Below are 23,942 nucleotides of genomic sequence, written 5' to 3' on the forward strand. Positions count from 1 at the left end.
TACTGCACAATATTGATCGTCATTTAATCTATTTTTTTTCAAATATTGTCCCTTTTTTGAAAGGTGAGTTTTTAAATGAGAATTTGGTGAGCAATATATAACTTATACCACCAACAACAAAGCCGACAATCCATGTTAAGCTCACTTCATAAAATGCAGCTGCTGATCCAATAAGCATCGCTAGAATAGCAGCGGGGTTAAATCCAGCAAATTGACCGTTGTTATCATATAGTGTATTTACATCAATTTTTTGGCGACGTAACAGATAGTATTCCACCAACAAAATTGCCACAATTGGTCCCAAAAATGCGGAGTAAATTAGAATAAACAAACCTAATCCTTTTGCTGAGGTATCCTGAACAAGAACCCAAGGAAAAGAAGCGATAGCTAATAATCCTGTAATGGTTACTGCTACTTTATATTTAGCTTTTGTTAATAACGTAATTACGTAAGCTGGTGGGATGATATTAGCAACGATATTTACAGCAATGGTGCCTAATACAATAAAGGATGATACCACGATGGTGATATATGGATTATTTACTACAATCGCAAATGCTTTAACTGGATTAGAGTTACCTGTGACTGAAGCTAACATCACACCAATAGTAATAATAAAACCGTAAGCAACAAAAATTGGTAGAAAATAGAGGAGCCCCCTTTTTTTATCGCTAAAACCAGCTTTTAGTTCTCGTGAGTAATCAGCTGCACTAAGAAAAATTGCAGCGTAATTACCTAAGAACATCATAATGAAGCCGCAGAATGGTAATCCCCAAGTCCCTTCGGTATTTACCCATTTGTCTATAATAATCTCTTGATGATTATTGAGTAATATAATAAAGACATAAATTAACGCACAAAGAATAACAATTGAAATTAACGTTTCTACCCATTTTATTGCATGGAATCCATAAAGCGACAAAGCGATTTGGAAAAATTGTAAAATAAGAAAGCAGATAAATATATTATTAAAATCACCATTAGATAATATTCTAATAATTTCATTGAGCGCAGTTGCACCTATCCAACTTTGAAATCCGTACCAAACAATAGCAGGAATACCGCGAAGTAATGAAGAAATAATAGCGCCTTTTATACCAAATGACATGCGAAGTTGTACCACATAAGGAATACCTGTGCGATATCCTAAGCGATCATTAAAAACAAAAATCGTCGTAATAATCAATATTGCAATTAACGTTGCGGCAAAAGTTTGGAAAATATTCATGGTGGCAACACCAGCTACAACTAAGCTTGCACCTAAGGTCATATTACCCAAATTCATGCCATCGCCAATCCACATAAAAGAATAGGCTAAAGGATTCATAGTTCGATCTTTGCTAGATTTGGGTAATAAAGAACTATCAATCTGCATAGATGTATTTGGTGATTGTGCTGTATTATTCTTCATGACTTTCCTTCCCTACTTATTTCTGTCGTTTCAATTCCATTATTAACGCCGAATAAATTCACCTCTTGGTGTTGAATTAATACCGGCATTAATTTGATAAATAGTTTTGCCTCGTAATAATGTTTGAACAACTTGTGCACCAATTTGTCGTCCTACATAAGGACTAAATTTATTACGATATTCGAGATCTTGTTCTTTTAATACATAGCTAGAATGAGGTTTAATAAAGATGATGTCAGCATCTTTACCTACTTGAATTGAACCTTTAGTTGGTAAGTTGTATCTTTCAGCTGGGTTTTTAGCGATGATATCGGCAAATTGTTTTAATGACATACCTCGTTTTTGTACGGCTTCATCAAACATAATATCCACATTATTTTGAACACCAGAAATTCCGCCCCAAGCATCAAAGGCATTGGCTTTGTCTTTTAAATCGTAAGTACATGGTGAATGGTCAGACACCGCAGTGATGATGTGGCCAGCAAATAGATATTTCCATAATCCTTCTTGAGCTTGCTGATCACGGATTGGTGGTGAACATTTTGCAATTGGTCCAATAGCATCCAATTGGTCTGTAGTAAAATAGAGGTAATGGATACAGGTTTCGCACGTCACATTAATGCCTTCTTGACGAGCTTTGATAACCTCTTCAACTCCTTCTGGACAAGCGACATGGCATATATGAATTGGGCACCCAGTTTGTTTAGCGAAAAAGATTGCTCGACGAATTGCTTCAACCTCAGTAAATGCCGGACGGGTTGCTACATATTGTGATAATTTACTTTCGCCTCGTGCTTTAGCTTGTTGTCCTAAAATATCAGTAATTGCAGCATTTTCTGCATGGATAGCTAGCACTTTACCGGTTTTAGCAATTTGGCGCATTCCTTCCCATAATGCGTAATCATTTACATTGGCAAAATCACCGTCAAGGTTTGGATCACCACAGGTTGCCATAAAACATTTAAATGCCGCGACACCTTCTTCGACTTGTTCTGCAATACCATTATTGGTCAGGTTATAAGGAACTAATCCACCATAAGAAGCTACATCGACATAAAGTTTTCCCTCACCAGCAGCATATTTGGTACGAAGAGTTTCGCCACTAGTAGTGGCAGGGAGTTGGTTAAGAGGCATTTCAACAAAGGTTGTTACGCCACCTTTTGCACATGCTTTTGTTCCTGTGATATAGCCTTCCCACTCATGACGAACACCACCAGGTTCACTAATATGAACATGAATATCAACCATTCCGGGACTAACAATTAAGCCATTAGCATCAATAATTTCATCGGCTTGCACTAAATTAGGGCCAATTGCTGCAATTTTGCCATTTTTTATTGCAATATCGGTATAAATTTCGCCAGATTCGAGAATGACAAGACCATTTTTAATAATGAGATCGTACTGCATAATAATTTTCCCAACTAAATTGATTACAAATTAGACACATAATCATTCATATTATCAGTATTATTTGTTTTATCAAATTTTCATAATAATCTTTATATTTATGCAATAAACGTGCCACTAAATCAAAAAGTAAGTCATAACTGACATGATTTGGTTTTCTGTAAGTGTAATTGCACTAAAATGATCCATTTAAATCAGTTTGGTTAATTTTTTTGCACCATTTTGGGTGATTAGATAGGAAAATCGAATAAAACATTGGAATGATTAGATTATGTGCCTTACATTAAAGTTAACCTTTGGGTTATCGCTACTAATGTAAGGCCTTGAAAATATTATTTAGTAGCTACAGTAAAACGTTGTTTAATGTGTTTTGCATTCTCCGCTTCATCGATCATCGCGATTGCATAGTCAGCATAGCTGATTTGACTTTTCCCTTGGCTATTAACCAAAATTTGCTCGCCACCAACAATATAATGACCAGTTCTTGGTCCGTCAGCAATAAACTCAATTGCTGGGCTTAGATAGGTCCAATTTACATCATTACAAGTTCTTAATTGATCTAAAGCTTTTGCCATGTTATTGGCTAATGGTTTAAATTCATCTGGGAAATCCGGAGAGTCAACTAAACGAATAGTATGCTCAGGATTGACATATAAACTACCTGCACCGCCAACAACTAATAAACGATTAGGTTTACCGCTTAAAATATCAGTTAAGTGTTTTAAGCTAGTTTGATGTTGTGGAAGGGTTTCTGGTGTCCATGCTGCAAAAGCATCAATAATGACATCAAAAGGTTTCAAATCTTCATAAGTTAGATCAAACAGATCTTTAACTAGAATTTTTGCCTTAGGGTCAACATGAGCGTTGGGATTACGAACAATCGCCGTTACATCATGTCCACGCGCAATTGCTTCTTTAACTATCAGACTACCTGACTTACCACTAGCACCAATAACCGCAATTTTCATTTTTTACTCCTTTATTAATTTATAAGTATTGTTTGATTCAGGTTTTAAATTGGAAAAATCTTTTAACAATTTGATATTTTTAGGTTAATATTCTAAGTATCTATTGTAAAGTAGGTACCAAGCAGTAATATAGTTACCGAAATGATACTGTTATTGAATTTAAAGGATTTTTAACTAATGTCACTCAACGGAATTTTACCTCCTTGCCCTGTCGAAATTACCCTTATGTTAATGGGTGATAAATGGAAAGTCTTAATCGTTCGTGATTTATTAACAGGTACAAAACGCTTTGGAGAATTAAAAAAATCACTAAACGGTATATCTCAAAAAGTCTTAACCCAACATCTAAGAACAATGGAAAAAAACGGCTTAGTCAGCCGCAAAGTTTATGCCCAAGTACCACCTAAAGTGGAATACACATTGACCGATGTCGGGCAAAGTTTAAAACAAGTGCATGATGCTATGTTAGCGTGGGGAAGTGCTTATAAATCAAAACAAAGTGCTAATAAATAGGTTTCATTTATAAAATAATTTTTCTATTTATACATAAGTAATGTTAGTAAACTAATAGCATGATTTTCATTAAGCAAAAAATTATGGCTAATTAGCCTCAAATTTAGAACATATGAAATAAAATTCATCCGGCTTTGAATCTTTATCCTGACCAATAACGATTGTATCTGGGTAAAGATTATTGTCAGTAATAGGGGTAATTTCCTTTCGGAATATATCGGTATCATCCAAAGGAATGGGTTCTTCACAGCTGCGTAATATAGGGTTAACCTCAATCAATTTAGCGAACTTGTACATATCACCTTTGGCTTTAGCATAAAAAGATGTGACAAAATTATCGCTTTCATAACGAATCATATTAACCCATACATTCTTAACTTTGATAGGTTGCTCAAAATAGTATTCGATTTCATTTATACTATCTTGTTTTTTTATAGTAATTTTTTGTTTTGCAAGTTCAGCAATGATCTTTTTATCTTCTATGGCAAAAGGCTTTGACTGACATAATAAAGCTGATCTAAATTGTTCTGTTATATTCTTCGTGTCATCACTAGACGCATAGCCAGATAAACTCAAAAAAAATAGCGTGTAACCTAAAAGTAAATATGATTTTTTCATAATTCATTGTCTATATAAGGTTATTAATGCTTTGTTGATTCATTTAAGTTTTATTTCTCTATAAAATCTCAATCCAATTATAAATGAAGAATAAGTAATAGTTAATAATTTTGATATTAACTTACTAGCCACCCTATCGCCATTTTGTTAAAACTATATTACTATGATTTAATTGATTTTCATTCTAAAAATTGATTATGAATAAGCCATCACCGAATTTAACCATTAAAGATATTGCCAAATTGAGCGGGGTAAGTAAATCCACTGTTTCGCGAGTTATTAATCACGACCCAATGGTGAAGGAATCGACACGTAACAAAGTGATGGCAATTGTTGAACAATATCAATTTACCCCATCCAAATCAGCTAGAGCAATGCGTGGTTATGGTAATAAAGTGATTGGTATAATTGTTACTCGCCTAGATTCCATATCCGAAAATCATGCAGTTCGAAACATGTTGCCTGTTTTTTATGCAAATGGGTATGATCCGATTATCATTGAGAGCCAATTTAGCCCGCAAAAAGTCGAAGAACACCTGACAATGTTAAAAGAAAAGCAAGCTGACGGTGTAGTGATTTTTGCTTTTACAGGATTGAATAGCTCTCGACTGGCATTTTGGCAAGATAAATGTGTGGTTATTGCTAGGCCTTTTTCTGATTATACTTGCATTTGTTATGATGATGTAGGGGCGGTAAACAAAGCATTAACCTATTTATATCAAAAGCATAAAAAAATTGGCTATATTGGTATTACTAAACAAGATCAGACTACTGGTGAATTACGCTACCAAGCGTACACTAATTTTTGTCATACTCATAAACTTAAGCCAAATGCGGTGCTTGGCAAATTAAGCTATTATTCTGGTTATGAGCTTGCCGAGTCAGTATTGGTTGATTCACCAACAGCAATCATTTGTGCTACCGATTCAATTGCTTTAGGTCTAAATAAGTTCTTATCTGAAAAAAATATCAATAATATTGTTGTTATTAGCATTGGTAGTAGTGAGCTGCTTAAATTCTTGTTTACCAAAACGATTACTGTCGATCTTGGTTTTGATAAAGCTGGTACTTATGCTGCAAACGAGTTATTGCAAATACTACAAAGTGGAGCAAAACCTAAAATTATTACGGTTCCTTCCCAAATACTCATTTAATTATTTTTGAGTGATATATTGCCTAAAATTGTGAGGTTTATCACAAAAAGGGAACGTTCCCATTTATTTAAATAATAATTCAATTTATGCTTAATTGTTACCAAATTAGGGTCGAAATAATTAAAAAATTTTGGCTTAAATTGAAAATAAGGAGACTTAACAATGGCAAAAGCACCTAAAGTTTCAACAAAATCAATTATGCAATTGATTGAACTTGTTGGAGGAAAAGAAAACATTGCTAGTGTTACCCATTGTTTGACAAGATTAAGGTTTGCGCTTGCTAATCCCAAATTAGCCAATGTTGAAGCGATTGAAGGATTGTCTTTTGTCAAAGGATGCTTTAATAATGCCGGGCAGTTTCAGGTTATTATTGGAACGGATGTGGATAGTTATTACAAATTATTGATTGAGCAATTAAATATTGACGAAGCGACCAAAGAGCAAACAAAAGCCGCAGCTAAACAAAATATGTCATGGTTTGAACGGTTAATCTCAAATTTAGCTGAAATTTTTGTACCATTATTACCTGCACTGATTGCGGGTGGTTTATTACTCGGCTTGCGTAATGTAATTGGTGAAATGCCAACTATTAACGATAAACCGCTTACTGACACGTATACTTGGTTGGTACCTATTCATAGTTTTCTTTGGTTACCGTGTGAAGCGATTTTCCACTTTTTACCGGTGGCTATTTGCTGGTCTACAGTCAAAAAAATGGGCGGTTCTCCTGTGTTAGGGATTGTTTTAGGCATAACACTGGTTTCTCCACAACTGATGAATGCTTATAATCTAGGGAAAATCGTTCCTGAAGTGTGGGATTTTGGTTGGTTTACGATTCAAAAAGTCGGCTATCAAGCACAAGTGATTCCATCTATTTTTGCCGGTTTGGCATTGGGATGGATCGAAACTCGATTACGTAGAATTGTCCCTAATTACCTAACTTTAGTGATTGTCCCAATCGTATCACTACTATTAGCCGTCGTCCTTGCACATTTTCTTTTAGGGCCAATCGGACGAATGTTAGGCAATGGTATTGCTTATGTGGTTAAATACTTAATGACTGGTGATTATGCCTTCATTGGTTCGGCAATTTTTGGATTCTTTTATGCACCGTTGGTTATTACTGGAATTCACCATACTACATTAGCTATCGATATGCAGATGACAGAAAGTATGGGCGGTACACCAATTTGGCCAATCATTGCTTTATCCAATATTGCTCAAGCTTCAGCCGTTGTTGGCATCATTTTGATCAGTCGAAAACATAATGAGCGCGAAGTTTCCATTCCTGCTGCTATATCCGGCTATCTAGGTGTTACTGAGCCAGCTATGTACGGTATAAACTTACGCTATAAATTCCCAATGTTTTGTGCCATGGTCGGTGCGGCTAGTGCTGGATTAATCTGTGGTTTATATGGTGTATTATCTAATGGTATCGGTGTGGGAGGATTGCCTGGTATCTTATCAATAAAACCTGTTTATTGGTCAATTTATGCCTTAGCAATGCTAGTAGCGATTATTGTTCCAATCGCATTAACCATCATTGTTTATAAAATAAAACAGAAAAAAGGCACACTAAATATTCAATAATGATAATAAATAGTAATTCACCCGTTTTATGTGAATTTAATTTTACTGATTAAAAATAAAGAGCAAACAATGAATACGAACGAAATCCCTTGGTGGCAAAATGGTACTATTTATCAAATCTATCCCAAAAGTTTTCAAGCCAGTGGTGCGAGTTCAACGGGGGATTTATTAGGTATCATAAGTCGATTAGATTATCTGAAAAATCTGGGAATTAGTGCGATTTGGTTAACGCCAATTTATCCCTCTCCGCAAGTTGATAATGGTTATGATGTATCGGATTATTATGATATTGATCCGGCTTATGGCACGATGGACGACTTTGAATTATTGGTTAAGCAGGCGCATGAACGTGATATCCGTATTATGATGGATATGGTATTTAACCACACTTCAACAGAGCATCCATGGTTTAAATCCGCCTTAGATAAAACCAGCCCATTTCGATCGTTTTATATTTGGAAAGATGCCAAAGCTAACGGCTCAGAACCCAACAATTGGCGGTCAAAATTTGGCGGTAATGCTTGGCAGTGGCATGAGCAATCAGGACAATACTATTTACACCTGTTCGCAAAACAGCAAGCCGATCTCAATTGGGAAAATCCAACCGTTCGCCAAGAGATTAAAAACGTCTGTCAATTTTGGGCGGATAAAGGCGTCGATGCATTAAGGCTTGATGTGATTAATTTGGTCTCTAAACAGCAAGACTTTCCGGATGACGTGAATGGTGACGGACGAAGATATTATACAGACGGCCCGAAAATACACGAATTTTTGCAAGAGATAAGCCAAGATGTTTTTCAACCTAATGGTTTAAAAACAGTGGGTGAAATGTCGTCTACTACGCTTGAAAACTGCCAAAAATATGCCGCATTGGATGGCAAAGAGTTGACCATGACGTTTAATTTTCATCATTTAAAGATTGATTATCCAAATGGGGAAAAATGGACGCAGGCTAAGCCTGATTTACTTGAACTCAAAAAGATACTTGGCTATTGGCAAAAGGGTATGCACGGTAAAGCGTGGAATGCGATTTTCTGGTGTAATCACGATCAACCTCGCATTGTGTCACGTTTAGGTAATGAAGACCAATACCACAGCGAATCGGCCAAAATGCTGGCAATGATTCTTTATGGACTACAAGGCACGCCATATCTTTATCAAGGTGAAGAGATCGGGATGACCAATCCCCATTTTACCGATATTTCGCAATATAAAGATGTGGAAAGTCTTAACATCTATCAAGAAAAAATTGCCGAAGGGATGTCAGAGTCTGATATGTTAGCGATTCTTGCCAGTAAATCACGAGACAATAGCCGAACGCCAATGCAATGGGACAACACCGCCAACGCCGGATTTAGCCAAGGTAAACCTTGGATTGAGGTGGCAAACAATTACCCGAAAATTAATGTTAAAGCAGCGCTTGACGATCCTAATTCCATTTTTTATTGCTATCAAACTTTAATCACATTACGAAAAACATACCCGATCTTTATTTTCGGTGACTATCAAGATCTAACGCCTGATAATGCTGATTGTTGGTGCTATATCAGACATTGGAATAATCAAACGTTACTTGTGATAGCCAATCTGACCGAAAATACGGTTAAATGGCAATTGCCTAAAGCGTTAGAAAATAGTCATTGGCAAAGATTGCTAGGTAATTATGAAAACCAAACTGTATTAAAGCCAGAAATGGAGTTGCAACCTTATGAGGCTATGTATTGGTTGCATCTATTATAATTTATACATCGAAAAAGAGGGAATGATTCAAAATAAATCTCTTGAATTAAATGGTTTGGTAGATAAATAGTGTAGTGTTTGTTATAAAAATAAACACTTATACTCTTATTGCTTAGAGATTGATAATAATGATTACAATCTACTTATAAGCTGATTATTTTTTAATATTTAATGTCAATTATAAAAAATACCCCTGCATATTAATTAAAATTTGTAATAATTTAGATCAACTACTTTTGATACAGCTTACTTATTAGCAAAATAAATTAATCAGTGTAAATATTAAAACGGTATAGACTCCACAATATTTTTTACAAATAGAACAGTTTTGGTTAGTTGTGTTTTTTCTTATTTCTATCATCTTGGTGATTGTTTCTAAGACAAAACAACATATAAAGAATAATTGCGCCAATAAAGTTTAAAAGATAACCCCAACAAACAATAATAAACCATTCTATACCAAGCAATGGCAAAGCAATGGGTAATACAGTTGTAGCTATTAATAAATAAAAAATTGAAAAAAATGTTATATAATTAAGCAGTTTATTGAAATAACAGAATTTTTTACTCATTAAAAAATGAGTGAACATAAATTTGCGTTCATTTGATTTATCTTCTTTATCAATAAAAAACAGAATGATTTTTTTAATTATTTTTAATATAAAAATAAATACAGCACCAATTAAATTGATAAATGAATAAAACAATATTGGTAAAGTAACAACCAAGCAAAATAAGAAATCAGTATCTCCTGTACAAAAAATACAAAGGTACAAAAGAAATAAATGACCTAGTGCATATAAAAATAAACTAAAAAAAGTTATCGAAGTATGATCATTTTGATTCATATCACTTTGGGGAATAAATATTTGCACAATAACACGAAAAAAAACGTATAACGATATAACTATACAAACAATATTTAGAACTAAAATCAGTAAGGTACCACAAAATAACAATACTCCTTTATTAAATACTAGCAAAGCATATGGGGCTTCTATTAATATTCGAATAGTGTGCATTACTGTAAAACAAATTAGTGATAACTTCAGTAAATCATTTGAATTGAAGATTAAATAATTTTGTCTATCCCTTTCCATTTCCATTATTCCTTAATTTTATGAAGTACTTTATGCATATTACTCATTATCATTGATAATGTGTTACTTAAGTATGATTATTTACATTAAAGTAGCATACACATCTCAATAATTTTAACATTAGAATCATTGATGCCAATGTTAAAATTTAATTCACTAATCTGTAAAAAAATCACATCAGTTTATATGCTTAACCAAATTTGCCGATAACGTTGGCGTCGCTTTACTCGGCAATAATTCGCCAATATGGAAAACCCTTGCTTTTCCATTATCCACAGAAAACAGGACTTCCATTTAGCGGCGGTATTGGAGTTAATCCCTAATTGCTGATTAGCGGTTTTAAGGGTTTCACCTTGTAGCAATAAGTCAACAAAAGGCAACCACAGTTCGCAATGAGATAAATGATTTAATTGATATTTTTTGAGCGGATTAAACGTACGTCGACAGCTTCGGCAACGAAAATTAAGGCGGTGACCAATACGAACCGTCAGAGGTGATTCGCAATAATCGCAAGGCATGACGGTTGTACTGAGCAAATCTTTAAGCCATGATTTAAATGCTTGCGCTTGCTGACTGACCTGGTCAGGGGTGGTTTGCTCAAGGTCTAATACCGCTTGATAAAGGTCAGGCTCATGCTGTTCCAGCAATTGTCGAATAACATTATCCCGCCTACGAGCTGCTCGTGGTGACAGGTTGAATTGAGCAGCAATAAAACTGTGGGGCTGAGCCGTTAAGGTATACGCAGCAATATCAATCAGCAATGATGTAGGTTTAAGGCACTGGCATAAAGGACTTGCTGCAACTAACTTGGGCAACTGATGCAAAAATCGCTCTGCAGCAGGCTGTTGCTTACTCGGTAAAATTGCATGATACATTATTACGCTCCTTATAACGGTATAGACTCCTCAATAATTTTCACAAACACTATAACCTAAAAAATAAACAGTTGGAATTGTTTAATTAACGACTGCCCAGCCTAAACAGAATATGCTATATTATTTTTTAACTGATTTTACAAGGTGATACGATGGATATAAAACTCACCAAGCATGATGAAGGCACGGACGATGTGTACAGCATTATGCAACGTGTGTTATTGCGTGATAACCAAATCGACCAAGAAAAAGAACATCTTTGTATGATTGGGATGAATCAAGCTGGTTATATCCTGTATATTGAACTGATTGCACTTGGCAGTTATAAATCGGTCGACGTTGAACCGATGAATGTATTTCGTGTTGCGGTAATGAAAAACGCCTCACGGGTGATATTAGTTCACAACCATCCGTCAGGATCGCTGACGCCGTCGGATGCCGATAAAGATATCACCGATCGCCTCATTCAAGTTGGACGTATTCTAAATATCGATCTAATCGACCATCTAATCATCACCCCAAAATCCTATATCAGCTTCCGCAGTACCAAACTTATGGACGAGTTAGAACAAAGCCTAAAATACGTCCCAACTTATCAAGTGGTTGAACGCATCCGTAAGGAAGAAAAGTTGATTGCTAAAGAGAAGTTGGCGGTTGAAAGGGATAAAACAAAAACAGCTCAACAGAAAGCGAAAGAAATAAAAGTAAAAGCTGAGACTGAAAAGAAAATATTGATTACTGCTTTGTTGTAAAAAGGTGTTTCGGTTGAAGATATTGCTAAGATTTTGGGGATAACGGTGAAGGGGGGAGAGGGTTGTTAGTAAAAACGCTTAAATTTTGTTTAGTAAATATTCAAAATTTTTATTTTTTTGAAGTATTATAATCACTAAGTTATCTATTTTATATGAATAATGGTATCCATATGGATTCAATAAAAAATGAACTTTTACTTGCGCAACAAGATAATTGTTTATTAGTTACAATTGCAGATCTATTGATTAAAAAACTTTCAGATGAGTCAAAACTGATATTAATTATTAAAGATCTACATAGTTCAGGAAAAATCAATATTATTGATGCAATATTAAACTACAATAAAGACAGTTTTACCAATAAACGTCATCAATTATATTGTTTAAATATTTGGTTAGATAATTTATTAATGGAGTTAGATATTGATCTCCTTACATTAATGAAATGCTCACTAATTATTGAACAAACTATGGCTATTCGGCGATTATGTAGTGAAGATCAAAATAAGGCTGAACAATTTTTTAATTTAGTCTTAGCCAATTTGGATGAATTTGGTAGTTTACTCTCAACATCTGTAAGCACATTTGATATAAATACCTTTAATTATCGAATTACTAATTTAATAAATATTATTACAGATCCTAAAATAGATATTTCAATAAAACAGCAACTATTGTTTACATTATCCCAATTATCTTTCATTGGTAATATTGAAGATAAAGATATTAATCAGATTCTAAAAAAAGTAGAACAGATAATTGATCAAAATGATAACAGTTCAATACATGGTAATATTCTTTATTTGCTTGTAATAATAAGTGTTCATTTCCTAAATAAAGAAAAAATAATAACTAATTTAGCGGATAAAATTTGGTTAAAACAAGATGATAATGTAATACAAATAACAGCAGGCCTTATTTTTAATATCAAAAATATTCCCAACTATTTAACCAATAAAATTGTAGATCAGATCATTAAGCTAGATCTTTTAAATTTAGAGAAGTGTCTCACAAGAATTGATCTAAGCATAAAAAAACTTTTTGAATCTAATGTCATCAAAGCATGTTTTTTACTAGAAAATTTGTTAATAAAAGATCGAAATAAATTCTTGTTAACATCTTTTGAATCAACTTTGTATTCAATTTCAGAATCAGAAAAGCTTTCTAATTATCTAATCACAAAATGGTTACTATCATCTGAATATATATTACAAAGAAATTGTTCTGATATTATTAATCATCGGCATAAAGATGATAAAACAATAACTGTCGATACCTTTTTTTTGGATTTGAACAAAAAAAACATTTGTTTATTCCTTGCTCAGAAAGTTTGTGGTTGGTTATTTTTTTCTCCAACATCAATAATCAGTTTTATATTGACATTATTAGACATTGTTCAAAATAAAAAAGAAAAAGATAAAATTATTAACTTGCTTTTTAGCACTGTAGTTCTTAACTATCCAAATACTTTCCAAGATTTCATTGATGAACATAGAAAATCATTTACACCCAAAATAAAAAAAATCACCTCTAATTTAGTAGAAAAATATAAAGATTTTTTAAAAATTAATGAGATTGAAGAAACTATTTCTGAACTTCATCCAAGTTTGCCCCAAAAAGAGAAATACCATAAATATCGATGTGATATAAATGATCAAATAAATGAGAATGTTCGTAAAAACTCATTGTTTGGAGAAGCAATACCAACAGTTATAAATTTGTATGGAAATAATTCTCTTTATTATTGTGGTGGTATAAATGGTGGAAGCAAAGCTCTTCAAAAAACACCTATGCAAAAATATAGCTACTCATCCGAATTACCATTACAAAGTGTTGTTGATAATAGTAGTTTAGAGTATCTTTTGTTTACCTTTCGAGTACAGGAATATATCTTATGAAATTAATTATTCGAGAATATTTAAAAACCTTAAACGAAAGAGATGAACTTGATGTTTTAGTCCCAAATCTATTATCTCAAATGGGCTTAACTGTTTTTTCCAAGCCCGGAAGAGGGAATAAACAATATGGCGTTGATGTTGCTGCATACGGTAAAATAGGAAAGGAAAAGCCAAAAGTCTATTTATTTTCCATTAAAGCAGGAAATCTAAGCAATCAGGACTGGAATAGTGGAAATAAAAATGATTTAAGACCCTCCCTAGATCAAATTCGCGAGACTTATATTCGTTGTCATCTCCCTCCTAAATATAAGGATAAACAGATTGAAATTTGTTTATGTTTTGGTGGTGATTTGCAAGAGGATGTTAGGGTTGATGTCACAAGCTACGAAGATAAATATCAAGAAGAAAATATCACTTTTTCTGAATGGAATGGTGAAGTTTTATCTTCATTAATTGAAAAGCACTTCTTAAGAGAGCAATTGCTTCCAAATGAATGTCAAAGCCTTTTGAGAAAGTCTCTAGCAATGATCGATATACCCGAATCTTCCCAACAATATTTTTCTCGTCTAACTCATTTATTAATTAATAAAAAGTTCAAAAATGATGACGAATGTCTAAAAGCAGTCAGGCAGTTATATCTTTGTTTAGGTATTTTAATATCTTGGTCTAAAAGTGAAAATAATCTTGAAAGTGCATGCCTAAGTAGTGAACAGTCTTTACTTATTCTATGGGATAAAATAAAAAAATATTACAATATAAAGAAAAAAAATAAGAAAGTTAGTGGTATTTTAGAGTTATTTCAGTTCTATTGGATGTTAACCTTAAATATCAATAATACTTTTTTAGATACAAAAATTCTTCCTCACGTTAATAAATATTATGGGTTATCAAAAGCAATAAAATCAATTTGCCCAATAGATATAAACCTAAAATTATTTGATATATTAGGAAGATTAGCATTATACGGCTTTTGGAATAGTTTTATATTTACTAAATTATCTTTAGAGGAACGTGATGGTGATTTTGGACAAAGTTTAATTCAAAAACTACATTACTATAGAGATGCAATTATTCTTTTTATCAGCAACAATCAAATATTGTACTCACCATGTTTAGATGAGCAAGCCATTGATATTTCATTAGCGGTGCTTTTTCTTGTAAGTTTGCCTGACACAAAACAATTTATTCACACTTGGTTATCTGGAATGACAAAATCCATTGGATTTCAACTAGGTCAACATCTTATATACCCTTGTATATTTAAAGATTATGAAAAACTCATCAGACACCCTAAAAATATGAGTGATGAATATAGAAAAGAAGCAACAGCTAGCAGTATTTTATATCCCTATATTGCTTTATTTGCTTCTTTATTTGATCTAAAAGACGTATATAAAGATATTCAGGACATCAAAAACTTGATAATACAACATTGTAATTTTCAACTATGGTATCCTGATTCAACATCTGAAGATTTATTTTATACTAATGAAGATCTTCATGGTAGTTCTTTAAGCTCTTTAAACATTAAACAAGATCCTGAGCAATTTTTGGCGGATGTTTTGAATGTTTGCGATAGTGAACCTTATTTTAAAGAGCTTAGTGCTATAAAATATGGAATTAACCCGATAATACTAACCGCTTGTCGGCATTATCGCTTACCTATTCCAATAGATTACTTTAAATTTTTAATCAAAACTGAAACCAATTAAATATGTCCAAGCACAAAGAACTTATTGATGTAATACGAGGAATAACGAGTAGCTTTAATAGCCGGAATAATGACTTTCAAGGTTACTGGGCTTTAGGTATATTGTATCAATTTGCAAAAACAAACCATATTTTCTCATTAAAGTTCGATTTACTAAATCAGGTTGTTAAACCAGACACGGCATATTTTCAACCAATCGTATCTAAATATAATTCTAAACTTTACCGCTTATTGAATGCTAAAGATATCAATTCGCAATGCTTGAAAAGCGCGATCATTACAATCGATTTTGACCATTACACTAAACATCACGATCACATCAAATATCCAGTTGGTGCACCCTATGTTATGATTGGCGAACTCATTGATAATCGTGGAAAAATATTTAAATCAACAGTATATGGAAAATGCCAACCTCATGATCCAACTAAAGAACAACAAAGTAGTCGAATTAATAAACATTAGACTAAACTTTTGCCCTTACACCCCACGCGCAGTGGAACGGGGAGCCGGAGGGGTTCGTTGGAAACCTTCGTTCGCCTGAACACCTGAACTTCAATATTGCACGGCGGCTTTCAAGGCGAACCCCATTGCAATAACCTAAAGGGAGGATCTGTAAGAATCTTATTGAAGAGAAAACTAATGCAATTACGACGCTTAGTAAGTTTGGCAATTTAAAGTTGATAGTAGTAAAGATTAAATAAAAATCGAGGATTTCATTAATCACATTAGCATCTTTTCGACATTCGACATGTGCCGTTGCTTTGATTTGATCTTTAATGGTAAATCTGTTTCTCGTCGCTGTTGGGTTTATCATTCACAACACAATGTGAACAGGAGCAGAAACTATCTGCTTTGACCAGTTATTGTAAAATAGAGCTTTTTGCAGTTTCGAGAACGAAAAAACAGAAGAGTAATGATGCCGACAGGCTGAAAAAATATTTGGTGGGCTGAGTTGGGATGAGATTAACAGCCCCTAGAGCAAATTAGAGATCATGCATTAAAGACCAAATAATTGCTTCACCATTTGTTGATTGTATTTATCCTGACCACGCCAATAAGTGGCATATACCCAATCGTGTTTTCCCCTTGTTGGGCGTTCATAAGAAGCGGGTTGTAAAATCCCCACACAAGCCAAAATTTCAATAACGGTGTTACGTTCATCCTGATTGGATTTAAAGTTAGGCACATCCGTCAGTTTATCACTTAGTGAACCCGGGTAATCATCTTGCTGACAGGATGCAATAATGGCTAATATCCCTTTTAAAATAGCTATATCATCTTTGGTCGGTTCAGAGATTGCCTGTTTAGTGAATTGCATGAGATCAAAGTAGGTATAAAGTAAATCACCATGACGCACTCCCCCCCACTTTATTCGTTCAAAGTTTAAGATATTTAAATCTGCTTTGACGTAGTTTTCATTACCAATCATGCCATATTTGAGATCACGGCAGACCTGACACGTATGGGATGAATGAATCATTTGGCCATCTTGATAAGATTGACCAGACACGACTGGCGTATATTGATGCGCTGTCATTAATTTGGCGATAAAGTATGATGCAATACCTGAGCGCCAATCAAGTCGCCGCGTTGATAAGCTGCTCAAAAAGGCCTTGGCAACGTGTTCAAGAGTGATTGTGGAGACGATGTCTATGATTTTATTGACACAATCATCGTGTGATATGGTAATGGGATCAAACATTAATCCTTTTTCTTTCGCATACGCGAAGTCGCTCGGCTCTGTTTTTATCTCCTTTCTGTCTTTCCAGCCATTTTTCCAATAGGTTTGAAACAGAATCTTTTTTGCTTTTTTGTCCATTTAATCACCGTATTTGTCTATTTTACTTTGAATTAGAACGAGTGAGCGCCCTAGCCATTGAATTTAACTTATTGCGATAAATGATCAGATTCAGCAGTGATGTGATGTTTTTTTACTGCAATTAGCTTCGAACCGTCATTCAAAGTCACGTGCTAATCTTTAGCAAGCAAATAGTGTGTTAACACTTGCCTAAGCCCAAAGCCAAATTTCGAAAGCATAGGAAAACCTTCCCAATATTTGGATTGAAAAATACAAATCATCACCCAAAATGATCTGCTGTTTTTTGCATATCAATCTGCCAAGGTTGACCATCAATAACACCTTTTAAGATTTAAATAAACTTCATCAATTTATCGGTGAGTTTGCTATTTTAAAGCAAATGAGCAAGTCATAAAAATAAATTTATCAGACTTACTATATCAATTTTGTCCTTTACAAATAAATAATCAGCGTATAGAATTCACCCGCTTTCCTGAATAGTGCTGCTGCAGGAAAACAGTAATTATCTTCTCAATTTGAGGAAACGCTTTTTTATTGTTTTCTAGGTGGCTATTATGTCTACATTTTCCCGTTTACAAAAACGTTTGTCCCGTCTTGGGATTGAAAGTCATTTTAATAATGATATTTATACTTTAAATAAAGAAAATACTTCTGCTCAGATTTTGTTACCGAGTCCATTGCCATTAGAGCAAAAAGCGGTAGAACAGCTACTGAACTTTGTATCTGTGAGCGTTCCTAATAGTGTAGGGAAAGTTTGCATGGCTCGTGCTACACCTGATTTTCATCCGGGTGCGGTTGCGCCTGTTGGTAGTATTGTTGCAACTACACAGGATTTAGTTATTCCGGCAGCAATTGGTACCGATATTAATTGCGGTATGCGGCTTTTTACCACGGGTTTAAGCTTTGATCAGGTGTGTGAACAAAAATCGACAATTATTGCACAATTAAAACGTGTGTTATTGCAAGATGAGCGTGATGTACCTGTTACGCCGCAATCTTTTCAGGCATTATTCGATCAAGGTCTTGCAGCATGGTTATCGGCATTACCGCAGCAAGGTTTGTGGAATTCAGTTAATTATGAACGATTACACGCAGAGCTTAATAAAATATCGGGTAATCACTTAATTAAGGCAGATAGTCAGTATGCACCTGAAGCCTTTTTTGAAAAGCGCGATATTATTCGCCCTGCGAGTTTAGGTACAGTCGGATCTGGCAACCATTTTGTCGAGTTACAAATTGTTGATGATATTATCGATCGACATTTAGCTTATCAATTAGGTCTTGAAAAAAATAGTGTTGTCGTCATGATTCACACTGGATCGCGTGATGTCGGTTTTTACATTGGTCAGCGTTGGCAAGATAAAGCAAAAGCTTTATGGCCGACTAATGAAAAGCAACCAAAATCAGGATTGTTTGGTTTAACAGATAGTCACGCACAAGCCTATTTACAAGCTATGGGCGTTGCTGCGCGTTATGCTTGGATTAATCGAATTGTGATTACCGAATTGATACGTAAATCACTTGCAACTATTTTTCATCAAGATGATAGTCAACTCGTGGTCGACATTTCGCACAATATCATTTTGCCTGAACATGAGATGAATATTCATCGTAAAGGGGCAACGCCGGCTTATGCTGGTCAGATAGCTTTAATCCCTGGCTCAATGGGTGCTCACTCTTATGTGGTAGTAGGTAAAGGTAATGCAGATTGGTTATGGTCTTGTTCACACGGTGCAGGTCGAGCAGAAAGACGACAAGCTATGCGTAGCAAAAAAGTCGAATATGATAAGGTTAATTTGCCATGGCAATGTATTACCTTAAAAGAAGAACGGCTACGTGAAGAGGCGCCCACAGCCTACAAACCGATCACACCAGTGATTGACGCACAACAAAACGCCGGTTTGATTCAAACAGTGGTTAAACTTAAACCGTGGGTTACGTTTAAGGTGTAATTTTTATACAACAACCGCATTGACTTGGCTTGATGCGGTTTTAAAAATTACTTTGTTTGCGCAAGCATTGGCTAAATCAGCAAAAAAACTCACAACAACTTGTTTATAGCAAACAATACCAAGCCAATAGTTATTGCTTATTAAAATTTGTAAAAAATATTGAGGAGTCTATACCGTTATCTGGTTTAAGGTTTCCAACATTTAACGGTGGAAACCTTAACAAGATTATATATAGTTTAAAAGGGATTTTTCTGCATTGAGCAACTTTATTCAACCGCTATCAATTCATTACCCAAATAGTATCAATACCCAGCCGCTAAACCATCCCCTCTCGGGTCGGTTGCGCCCATTAGTAGATGATGATTGGTATCGATAAGAATGGCACCAGCATGACCCATGGTATCGGTGTAATCATCAACAATTTGCACATCATGCCCACGTAATTTGAGGGAATGAATTACATCGTTAGGTATGCGCCCTTCAACTTTAAGATTATTGGAAGATGCACCCCATGTGCGGCCATATAACCATCTCGGTGCATTAATGGCATCTTGTGGTGTCATATCAAAATCAACAATTCGTGTCACAATTGCCGCTTGCGTTTGTGGTTGTCCTTCTCCGCCCATGGTGCCATAAACCAGATAAGGTTTATTATCTTTTAAAAGCATGGCTGGATTTAATGTATGAAAGGTGCGTTTATTTGGCTCTAAACGATTAATATGGTTAGGATCTAACGAGAAAAAACTACCACGATTTTGCAATAAAATTCCTGTATCTTTAGCAACAATGCCAGAACCAAAATCATGATAAATACTTTGAATAATAGATACCGCATTTCCTTCTGCATCAACAACACCAAACCAAACGGTATCGCCTTTAGGATCTAATGGCTTTGTTTCTACACAGCCCTTTTGCATATCAATCTGTTTTGCTTGTTGTTGACCATGTTGGGTAGATAATAAGAGATTAAGCGGGATCTGATTAAAATCGGGATCAGTAAGGTATTTATCTCGATCAGCAAATGCTTGTTTTGTTGCTTCAATTATTAAATGGTAATAATCCGCACTGCCTTCCCCCAAAGATTTTATATCAAAATTATTGAGTATATTTAGAATCTCTAACGATGCCATACCTTGTGTATTGGGTGGTAGATTATAGGCAGTATATTGTCGATAATTAACATGGATCGGGGCTACCCATGTAGCACGATGCTTAGCAAAATCATCTAAAGTCAATACACCACCATGGCTTTGCAGATCGTTGACAATATTTTTGGCAATATCACCCTGATAAAATTCCTTAGCGCCTTTATTTGCAATAATTTTTAATGTGTTAGCTAAATCGGGTTGTTTAAGGATTTCGCCAATTTGGTAAGCTTGCCCATCGTCTTTTAAGAATACTTTTTTAAACTCCGAAAAACGCTGTAAATTCCGAAACTCTTTGTCTTTTGGATCAATATTGATTGTTGTCCAATAATTTAGGCTAGGTGAAACCGAAAATCCATTTTCGGCATAATCAATTGCTGATGCAAATAACGTGTTCCACGGTAGTGCAGTTTTCATATTTTTAGAGGCATATTGGTATGCTTCATCCCAACCGGAAACCACCCCAGGAACGGTATTGGCTGCCAGATAGCCTCGCGACGGAATTTTATGGAAACCTTTATTTTTATAATAGTCTATCGTGGCCAAACTACCAGAACGACCGCTGGCATTTAGTCCTTTTAGTTCTTTGGTTTTAGCGTTGTAGATTAACCAAAAGTTATCGCCACCAATGGTATTCATTTGAGGATAAACAACAGCAAGCGTTGAGGCTACGGCAATCGCTGCATCAACCGCATTGCCTCCTTTGTGTAATACATCAATTCCAGCTTGAGTCGCTAAATAATTGGGGGACGTTACCATAACATTGGTCGTTATCGGGTTAAGACAACGGGAAGGGGTATCACAGTACTTTCCTGTCTCTGATAGCGGTATATCAGCAGCACCAGATAAAGGATTAATAAGCAATAAACTTAATAATATTGGGTGTCTTTTCCACATTTTAGTCGTTCCTCAATTGTTAACAGTAACATTTTGAGGAATGCATTTTCTATGCCAAGAATAAACTAATTAAATTTTGCAGCTAAAATGATTATGACCAATGACAATAATACCGATCTTAATTGCCTTATAATGCAAGCGGTGTTCCGCGATACTGCAAATCCGGCTGTTTAATCCATTGTTGAGCATCAATAATCGCGAGCTCTCGGGCATTTTGTTGTTTGGTGATATCAAGCACGTGATTGGCGGCATTGGCGGCGAGTTCAAAGGCGGTTAGTTGGGATTGTCCATTGACTAAATGGGCAGTAAACAGACTACAGATTAAATCCCCAACGCCTAATGGACGGTGTGGAAAATCATATAATGGTCGAGCCAGATGATAGCTTTGTGATGGTGTGGCTAAAATCATTTCAAATAATTCAGTCGTTTTACCGGCATGCAGCAGATTTTTAACCAATATGGCTTGAATCGGCTTATTTTGCAGTGTTTTTATCGCGTTAAGCACATCGTTAAAGGTTTTGATTTCCAGATTCGATAATATCTGTAACTCCAATAAATTTGGCGTGATATAGTCAGCGTATTTGATTGCTTGCTTAGTGAAGAAATCAATAATATTTTGTGGTAAGGAACTGCCTTTATTGATGTCGCCCCCCATCACCGGATCGCAAACATAAATCGCATTAGGATTATAAAATTTTATCTTTTTTACGGCCTCAAGGATCTCTTCACCTTGTTCGGCAAGTCCAATATAGCCCGAAATAATGGCGTCAATGGATGACAATACGCCAATTTTTTCCAAACTATTGACGATTCGAGTAATTTGCTGAGCGCCCAGCACAATGCCGTCATAATGTGGATAAACCGTATTACTCGATAACTGAACGGTGTGAATTGGCATCACTTCGACACCTTGCAATTGCATCGCTAGTGTCGCCACTTTATTACCGGCATAACCATAAACAACATTGGACTGAATTGATAAAACAGTTTTCATATATAGACCTTATTATTCATCATAATAACGATATTTGCTTAACAAGTAGATGCAGATAATGGATATCAGTGCTAAACCGCAATAAAATAAGGCTAAGGGTAACCAAAAACTTTTGAAGGTATAAATAACATAACCACCTATCATTGGAATTAAGCTACCAAAAATAGCCGCACATCCTTGATAACTCATTGATAACCCAGTATAGCGCATTCTGGCAGGGAAAATACGGCTCAAATACCCAGCTATTACACCATAAAAGCCGCTGTAGCAAATCACATTTAGCGAAATCCCAATAATAAAACTGGTTTTTGTGCCTGAATTTATAATCGGGAATAACAAGAATACCGATGCCATTGCCAATATTGCTGTACAAATCAAAAAGCGTGTTGCCGAGAATTTTTCTGACCAATAAGAGATAAACGGTTGAGCAACAAAATGGACAATAGCGATCCAAAACAGTGCATCAACTATCACTGATTTTTCGACACCAAGTACCAAAGTAGTATAACCAATCATTAAGGTATTGGAAAAGATACCGCTAAATGACAGCACATTAGCACCAATCGCTAATATTAATAATGGCAATGCTTTTTTAAATACTTCAATAATCGGTGCTGACTCTTGCTTTAAGTCCGCTTGTTTTTTAGATGCTTCAACAAAAACCGGCGATTCGGTTAACGTCACTCTAGCAATAATGCCAATAATTAACAAAATCGCACTGGCTAAAAAAGGAATACGCCAATAACCGCTATCAATCAGTTCATTAACAGGTAAACGAATAATATAAGAAAAAACCAGTAATGCTAAAATATTGCCTGCTGGGCTTCCCCACTGAGCAAAGGATGAAAAGAAGTTTTTCAATCCTTTCGGCGCATGTTCATTAGTCATCAATACGGCACCACCCCACTCACCACCAACAGCAACACCTTGTAAAACTCGCAACGCAACCAATAACGTTGGTGCCAAAATACCTGCTTGTTGATAAGACGGTAATAACCCAACAAAAGTGGTCGCCGTCCCCATTAAAAGCAAAGTGATAATAAGTGATTTTTTACGCCCTAAACGGTCACCAATATGCCCAAATAACATAGCACCTAAAGGACGGGATAAAAAACCTACTGCAAAGGTAGCAAACGCCCCTAAAATTTGTACAAACTCGTTATCAGACGGAAAAAATAGCTGACCAAAAATCAATACCGATGCTAACGCATAGATATAAAAATCATACCATTCAATAGTAGTACCAATAAAAGCAGCAAAAGCCACTTTTTTTGCAGATGAATTTGACATAAGTAAACCTTGGGTAGAGGAATGTATGACCAATAATGAATAATAAAACTAGCACAAAGCTATCAACATCACAATTCGTTATCTGAAAAGAGATTAAAAATT

At 35.0% G+C, this 23,942-nt stretch carries 19 protein-coding genes; 9 read left to right on the forward strand and 10 right to left on the reverse strand.

The features are described from left to right. Positions 1–28 precede the first annotated feature (28 nt). The 3 genes from J3T98_RS09320 to J3T98_RS09330 all read right to left on the reverse strand — a co-directional run bounded on the left by J3T98_RS09320 (position 29) and on the right by J3T98_RS09330 (position 3,789). Positions 29–1,411, reverse strand: coding sequence for an NCS1 family transporter (locus J3T98_RS09320; protein WP_065733626.1), 1,383 nt, complete (start codon positions 1,409–1,411; stop codon positions 29–31). A gap of 42 nt (positions 1,412–1,453) precedes the next feature. Beyond that, positions 1,454–2,821, reverse strand: a complete 1,368-nt coding sequence (gene allB / locus J3T98_RS09325) for an allantoinase AllB (RefSeq protein ID WP_267330835.1) — start codon at positions 2,819–2,821, stop codon at positions 1,454–1,456. Positions 2,822–3,153: 332 nt separating this feature from the next. After that, complete coding sequence (locus tag J3T98_RS09330; protein ID WP_065562515.1) at positions 3,154–3,789, reverse strand: NAD(P)-dependent oxidoreductase; 636 nt, start codon at positions 3,787–3,789, stop codon at positions 3,154–3,156. A 177-nt stretch (positions 3,790–3,966) separates the two neighbouring features. Between J3T98_RS09330 and J3T98_RS09335 the strand changes: the two genes are divergently transcribed. Beyond that, positions 3,967–4,302, forward strand: coding sequence for a winged helix-turn-helix transcriptional regulator (locus J3T98_RS09335; protein ID WP_065562514.1), 336 nt, complete (start codon positions 3,967–3,969; stop codon positions 4,300–4,302). Positions 4,303–4,389: 87 nt separating this feature from the next. Here J3T98_RS09335 and J3T98_RS09340 read toward each other — a convergent pair whose 3' ends face one another. Then, positions 4,390–4,920: a hypothetical protein gene (locus J3T98_RS09340; RefSeq protein WP_267362688.1), complete on the reverse strand. Its 531-nt coding sequence runs from the start codon at positions 4,918–4,920 to the stop codon at positions 4,390–4,392. A 197-nt stretch (positions 4,921–5,117) separates the two neighbouring features. Between J3T98_RS09340 and treR the strand changes: the two genes are divergently transcribed. The 3 genes from treR (at position 5,118) to treC (ending at position 9,404) form a co-directional block, all read left to right on the forward strand. Beyond that, entirely contained in the window at positions 5,118–6,074 is a 957-nt protein-coding gene (gene treR / locus J3T98_RS09345) for a trehalose operon repressor TreR (protein WP_267362689.1), read from the forward strand. Positions 6,075–6,236: 162 nt separating this feature from the next. After that, positions 6,237–7,664, forward strand: coding sequence for a PTS trehalose transporter subunit IIBC (gene treB / locus J3T98_RS09350; protein WP_267353744.1), 1,428 nt, complete (start codon positions 6,237–6,239; stop codon positions 7,662–7,664). A 69-nt stretch (positions 7,665–7,733) separates the two neighbouring features. Continuing rightward, positions 7,734–9,404 carry an alpha,alpha-phosphotrehalase gene (gene treC, locus J3T98_RS09355; protein WP_267362691.1) on the forward strand — a complete coding sequence of 557 codons (1,671 nt, stop codon included), beginning with the start codon at positions 7,734–7,736 and terminating at the stop codon, positions 9,402–9,404. A gap of 332 nt (positions 9,405–9,736) precedes the next feature. Here the strand turns inward: treC and J3T98_RS09360 are convergent, their stop codons facing one another. Continuing rightward, complete coding sequence (locus tag J3T98_RS09360) at positions 9,737–10,504, reverse strand: hypothetical protein (RefSeq protein WP_267362693.1); 768 nt, start codon at positions 10,502–10,504, stop codon at positions 9,737–9,739. Positions 10,505–10,686: 182 nt separating this feature from the next. Next, positions 10,687–11,379: a hypothetical protein gene (locus tag J3T98_RS09365; RefSeq protein ID WP_267362694.1), complete on the reverse strand. Its 693-nt coding sequence runs from the start codon at positions 11,377–11,379 to the stop codon at positions 10,687–10,689. Between the two features lie 194 nt (positions 11,380–11,573). Here J3T98_RS09365 and J3T98_RS09370 point away from each other — a divergent pair, with 194 nt between their 5' ends. From J3T98_RS09370 to J3T98_RS09385, 4 genes are all read left to right on the forward strand, one after another. Further along, a complete protein-coding gene (locus tag J3T98_RS09370; protein ID WP_267362695.1) occupies positions 11,574–12,131 on the forward strand; it encodes a JAB domain-containing protein in 558 nt (185 codons plus the stop codon). Between the two features lie 152 nt (positions 12,132–12,283). After that, a complete protein-coding gene (locus J3T98_RS09375; RefSeq protein WP_267362696.1) occupies positions 12,284–14,029 on the forward strand; it encodes a hypothetical protein in 1,746 nt (581 codons plus the stop codon). Then, positions 14,026–15,741, forward strand: a complete 1,716-nt coding sequence (locus J3T98_RS09380; RefSeq protein ID WP_267362697.1) for a hypothetical protein — start codon at positions 14,026–14,028, stop codon at positions 15,739–15,741. The genes J3T98_RS09375 and J3T98_RS09380 overlap by 4 nt, the downstream gene beginning before the upstream one ends. A gap of 2 nt (positions 15,742–15,743) precedes the next feature. After that, positions 15,744–16,205: a hypothetical protein gene (locus J3T98_RS09385; RefSeq protein WP_267362698.1), complete on the forward strand. Its 462-nt coding sequence runs from the start codon at positions 15,744–15,746 to the stop codon at positions 16,203–16,205. A 535-nt stretch (positions 16,206–16,740) separates the two neighbouring features. On the opposite strand, the gene J3T98_RS09390 is transcribed toward J3T98_RS09385, so the two are convergent. After that, on the reverse strand, positions 16,741–17,562 hold the full coding sequence (locus J3T98_RS09390) for a hypothetical protein (RefSeq protein ID WP_267362699.1): 822 nt from the start codon (positions 17,560–17,562) through the stop codon (positions 16,741–16,743). Positions 17,563–18,116: 554 nt separating this feature from the next. Here J3T98_RS09390 and J3T98_RS09395 point away from each other — a divergent pair. Beyond that, complete coding sequence (locus tag J3T98_RS09395; protein ID WP_267362700.1) at positions 18,117–19,514, forward strand: RtcB family protein; 1,398 nt, start codon at positions 18,117–18,119, stop codon at positions 19,512–19,514. Between the two features lie 302 nt (positions 19,515–19,816). On the opposite strand, the gene ggt is transcribed toward J3T98_RS09395, so the two are convergent. From ggt to J3T98_RS09410, 3 genes are all read right to left on the reverse strand, one after another. Beyond that, entirely contained in the window at positions 19,817–21,418 is a 1,602-nt protein-coding gene (gene ggt, locus J3T98_RS09400; protein ID WP_416380650.1) for a gamma-glutamyltransferase, read from the reverse strand. Positions 21,419–21,683: 265 nt separating this feature from the next. After that, complete coding sequence (gene pdxY / locus J3T98_RS09405; protein WP_267362702.1) at positions 21,684–22,550, reverse strand: pyridoxal kinase PdxY; 867 nt, start codon at positions 22,548–22,550, stop codon at positions 21,684–21,686. 12 nt (positions 22,551–22,562) lie between these two features. Continuing rightward, positions 22,563–23,840 carry an MFS transporter gene (locus J3T98_RS09410; protein WP_267329325.1) on the reverse strand — a complete coding sequence of 426 codons (1,278 nt, stop codon included), beginning with the start codon at positions 23,838–23,840 and terminating at the stop codon, positions 22,563–22,565. Positions 23,841–23,942: the final 102 nt, after the last annotated feature.

Origin of the sequence: Gilliamella sp. B2772 (assembly GCF_026536985.1) — a bacterium.
GTDB classification, from domain to species: domain Bacteria; phylum Pseudomonadota; class Gammaproteobacteria; order Enterobacterales; family Orbaceae; genus Gilliamella; species Gilliamella apicola_E.

Excerpts from the sequence above, each read along its gene's own strand:
- J3T98_RS09320 (WP_065733626.1), bottom strand. The coding sequence starts at position 1,411 with ATGAAGAATAATACAGCACAATCACCAAATACATCTATGCAGATTGAT.
- allB (WP_267330835.1), bottom strand. The coding sequence starts at position 2,821 with ATGCAGTACGATCTCATTATTAAAAATGGTCTTGTCATTCTCGAATCT.
- J3T98_RS09330 (WP_065562515.1), bottom strand. The coding sequence starts at position 3,789 with ATGAAAATTGCGGTTATTGGTGCTAGTGGTAAGTCAGGTAGTCTGATA.
- J3T98_RS09335 (WP_065562514.1), top strand. The coding sequence starts at position 3,967 with ATGTCACTCAACGGAATTTTACCTCCTTGCCCTGTCGAAATTACCCTT.
- J3T98_RS09340 (WP_267362688.1), bottom strand. The coding sequence starts at position 4,920 with ATGAAAAAATCATATTTACTTTTAGGTTACACGCTATTTTTTTTGAGT.
- treR (WP_267362689.1), top strand. The coding sequence starts at position 5,118 with ATGAATAAGCCATCACCGAATTTAACCATTAAAGATATTGCCAAATTG.
- treB (WP_267353744.1), top strand. The coding sequence starts at position 6,237 with ATGGCAAAAGCACCTAAAGTTTCAACAAAATCAATTATGCAATTGATT.
- treC (WP_267362691.1), top strand. The coding sequence starts at position 7,734 with ATGAATACGAACGAAATCCCTTGGTGGCAAAATGGTACTATTTATCAA.
- J3T98_RS09360 (WP_267362693.1), bottom strand. The coding sequence starts at position 10,504 with ATGGAAAGGGATAGACAAAATTATTTAATCTTCAATTCAAATGATTTA.
- J3T98_RS09365 (WP_267362694.1), bottom strand. The coding sequence starts at position 11,379 with ATGTATCATGCAATTTTACCGAGTAAGCAACAGCCTGCTGCAGAGCGA.
- J3T98_RS09375 (WP_267362696.1), top strand. The coding sequence starts at position 12,284 with ATGAATAATGGTATCCATATGGATTCAATAAAAAATGAACTTTTACTT.
- J3T98_RS09380 (WP_267362697.1), top strand. The coding sequence starts at position 14,026 with ATGAAATTAATTATTCGAGAATATTTAAAAACCTTAAACGAAAGAGAT.
- J3T98_RS09385 (WP_267362698.1), top strand. The coding sequence starts at position 15,744 with ATGTCCAAGCACAAAGAACTTATTGATGTAATACGAGGAATAACGAGT.
- J3T98_RS09390 (WP_267362699.1), bottom strand. The coding sequence starts at position 17,562 with ATGGACAAAAAAGCAAAAAAGATTCTGTTTCAAACCTATTGGAAAAAT.
- J3T98_RS09395 (WP_267362700.1), top strand. The coding sequence starts at position 18,117 with ATGTCTACATTTTCCCGTTTACAAAAACGTTTGTCCCGTCTTGGGATT.
- ggt (WP_416380650.1), bottom strand. The coding sequence starts at position 21,418 with ATGGTAACGTCCCCCAATTATTTAGCGACTCAAGCTGGAATTGATGTA.
- pdxY (WP_267362702.1), bottom strand. The coding sequence starts at position 22,550 with ATGAAAACTGTTTTATCAATTCAGTCCAATGTTGTTTATGGTTATGCC.
- J3T98_RS09410 (WP_267329325.1), bottom strand. The coding sequence starts at position 23,840 with ATGTCAAATTCATCTGCAAAAAAAGTGGCTTTTGCTGCTTTTATTGGT.